Consider the following 2,453-nt stretch of genomic DNA (forward strand, 5'->3'; position numbering starts at 1 on the left):
ACGCGGCCTGCGCATCGCCCACCGCATAGAGACCGGCATGGTCCACATCAACGACACGCACCAGGGGGGTGGTGAGACGGTCGGGACGCTGCGCGTAGCGGAACGCGAAGCGCCCCTTGTCGCAGATCCACTCCTCGTTGACCTCGGGGTCGTTCGCGGCCAGCCGCCGCATGACCTTGCCGCGCCGGTGGTCCGTACGAGTGGCGCAGCCGCCGGAGCAGTGCTCGCAGACGGACGGCGAGGAGACCAGGTCGAAGGGGCGCGAACGGAAGCGGTACGCCGCCGAGGTGAGCGCTCCCACCGGGCAGATCTGGATGGTGTTGCCGGAGAAGTACGACTGGAAGGGGTCACCCTCGCCCGTACCGACCTGCTGCAACGCACCGCGCTCCAGCAACTCGATCATCGGGTCGCCGGCGATCTGGTTGGAGAAGCGGGTGCAGCGCGCGCACAGCACGCAACGCTCGCGGTCCAGCAGCACCTGCTCGGAGATCGGAACAGGCTTGGCGAAGGTGCGCTTCGCGCCCTCGAACCGGGTGTCGGCCGAACCCGTCGACATGGCCTGGTTCTGCAGCGGGCACTCGCCGCCCTTGTCGCAGACGGGGCAGTCCAGCGGGTGGTTGATGAGCAGCAGCTCCATCACACCGCGCTGCGCCTTCTCGGCGACGGGCGAGGAGAGCTGGGTCTTGACCACCATGCCGTCCGTGCACGTGATGGTGCAGGACGCCATCGGCTTGCGCTGGCCCTCGACCTCGACGATGCACTGGCGGCAGGCGCCGACGGGGTCGAGCAGAGGGTGGTCGCAGAAGCGCGGGATCTCGATCCCGAGCTGCTCGGCGGCGCGGATGACCAGGGTGCCCTTGGGCACGGAGATCTCGGCACCGTCGATGGTGAGGGACACCAGGTCCTCCGGCGGCTTGCCCTCGCCCCCGGAGGAGGTCTTTGCGTCTGTGGTGACTGTCACGCGTTCACCTCCGGGTGAGCTGTCGTCTCGCGGGCGTCGTCGGCCCAGATGGTCGACTTGGCGGGGTCGAAGGGGCACCCGCGTCCGTCGAGGTGCTGCTCGTACTCCTCACGGAAGTACTGCAGCGAGGAGAAGATCGGGGACGCGGCACCGTCACCGAGGGCGCAGAAGGACTTGCCGTTGATGTTGTCGGCGATGTCGTCGATCTTGTCGATGTCGGCCTTCGTGGCCTTGCCGGACTCGAAGTCACGCAGCAACTGCACGAGCCAGTACGTGCCTTCGCGGCAGGGCGTGCACTTCCCGCAGGACTCGTGTGCGTAGAACTCGGTCCAGCGGGTCACGGCCCGTACGACACAGGTCGTCTCGTCGAAGCACTGCAGCGCCTTCGTGCCGAGCATGGAGCCCGCGGCGCCGACGCCCTCGTAGTCCAGGGGCACGTCGAGGTGCTCCTCGGTGAGCATCGGCGTCGAAGAGCCGCCCGGCGTCCAGAACTTCAGCCGGTGCCCCGGACGCATGCCGCCGCTCATCTCCAGCAGCTGCCGCAGCGTGATGCCCAGAGGGGCCTCGTACTGGCCGGGGTTGGCGACGTGGCCGCTGAGCGAGTAGAGCGTGAAGCCCGGGGACTTCTCGCTGCCCATCGAACGGAACCATTCCTTGCCCCTGTTCATCAGGGCGGGGACCGAGGCGATGGACTCGACGTTGTTCACGACGGTCGGGCACGCGTAGAGACCTGCGACGGCCGGGAAGGGGGGCCGCAGCCGGGGCTGCCCCCGCCGCCCTTCCAGGGAGTCGAGCAGCGCCGTCTCCTCGCCGCAGATGTAGGCGCCGGCGCCGGCGTGCACCGTCAGCTCCAGGTGCTTGCCCTCGCCGAGCGCGTCCTTGCCGAGGATGCCGGCCTCGTAGGCCTCACGTACGGCCAGGTGCAGGCGCCGCAGCACCGGTACGACCTCGCCGCGCAGATAGATGAAGGCGTGGGACGAGCGGATCGCGTGGCAGGCGATCACGATGCCCTCGATCAGGGAGTGCGGGTTCGCGAAGAGCAGCGGGATGTCCTTGCAGGTCCCCGGCTCCGACTCGTCCGCGTTGACGACGAGGTAGTGCGGCTTGTCGTCTCCCTGCGGGATGAACTGCCACTTCATGCCGGTGGGGAAGCCCGCACCGCCACGGCCGCGCAGCCCCGCGTCCTTCACGTACGCGATGACGTCGTCCGGCGGCATGGCAAGGGCCTTGGCCAGCCCGGCGTATCCGTCGTGGCGGCGCTTGTAGGTCTCCAGGGTCCACGCGTCGGGCTCGTCCCAGTACGCGGAGAGGACCGGTGAGAGCAGTTTCTCCGGTGATTCCGTCGCCATCACTCGCTCTCCTCTCCCGGCCCCGGGTTCGCGGGACGGCCGGACGGGTTGGCCGGGTCGGACGCAGCCGTCGACTGCGGCATGTCATGCGAACTGGGGTGGCTCGCCGGGGCCTCTTCGCCCGGGAGCGGCACAGGCTGCTC

General features: G+C 69.1%; 2 protein-coding genes. Both read right to left on the reverse strand.

Annotated elements, in window-relative coordinates; genetic code table 11:
- Positions 1-961, reverse strand: a 961-nt coding sequence (locus H5J26_RS30260) for a 2Fe-2S iron-sulfur cluster-binding protein (protein ID WP_181769150.1), incomplete at its 3' end; no start/stop codon positions are given.
- Entirely contained in the window at positions 958-2,310 is a 1,353-nt protein-coding gene (nuoF, locus tag H5J26_RS30265; RefSeq protein ID WP_181769151.1) for an NADH-quinone oxidoreductase subunit NuoF, read from the reverse strand. The genes H5J26_RS30260 and nuoF, both read right to left, overlap by 4 nt.
- Positions 2,311-2,453: the final 143 nt, after the last annotated feature.

The organism is Streptomyces albidus (ex Kaewkla and Franco 2022) (genome assembly GCF_013870515.1).
Lineage (GTDB): Bacteria > Actinomycetota > Actinomycetes > Streptomycetales > Streptomycetaceae > Streptomyces > Streptomyces albidus.

Bases quoted from the DNA above. Each gene is read 5' to 3' on its own strand.
- nuoF (WP_181769151.1), bottom strand. From the start codon at position 2,310: ATGGCGACGGAATCACCGGAGAAACTGCTCTCACCGGTCCTCTCCGCG.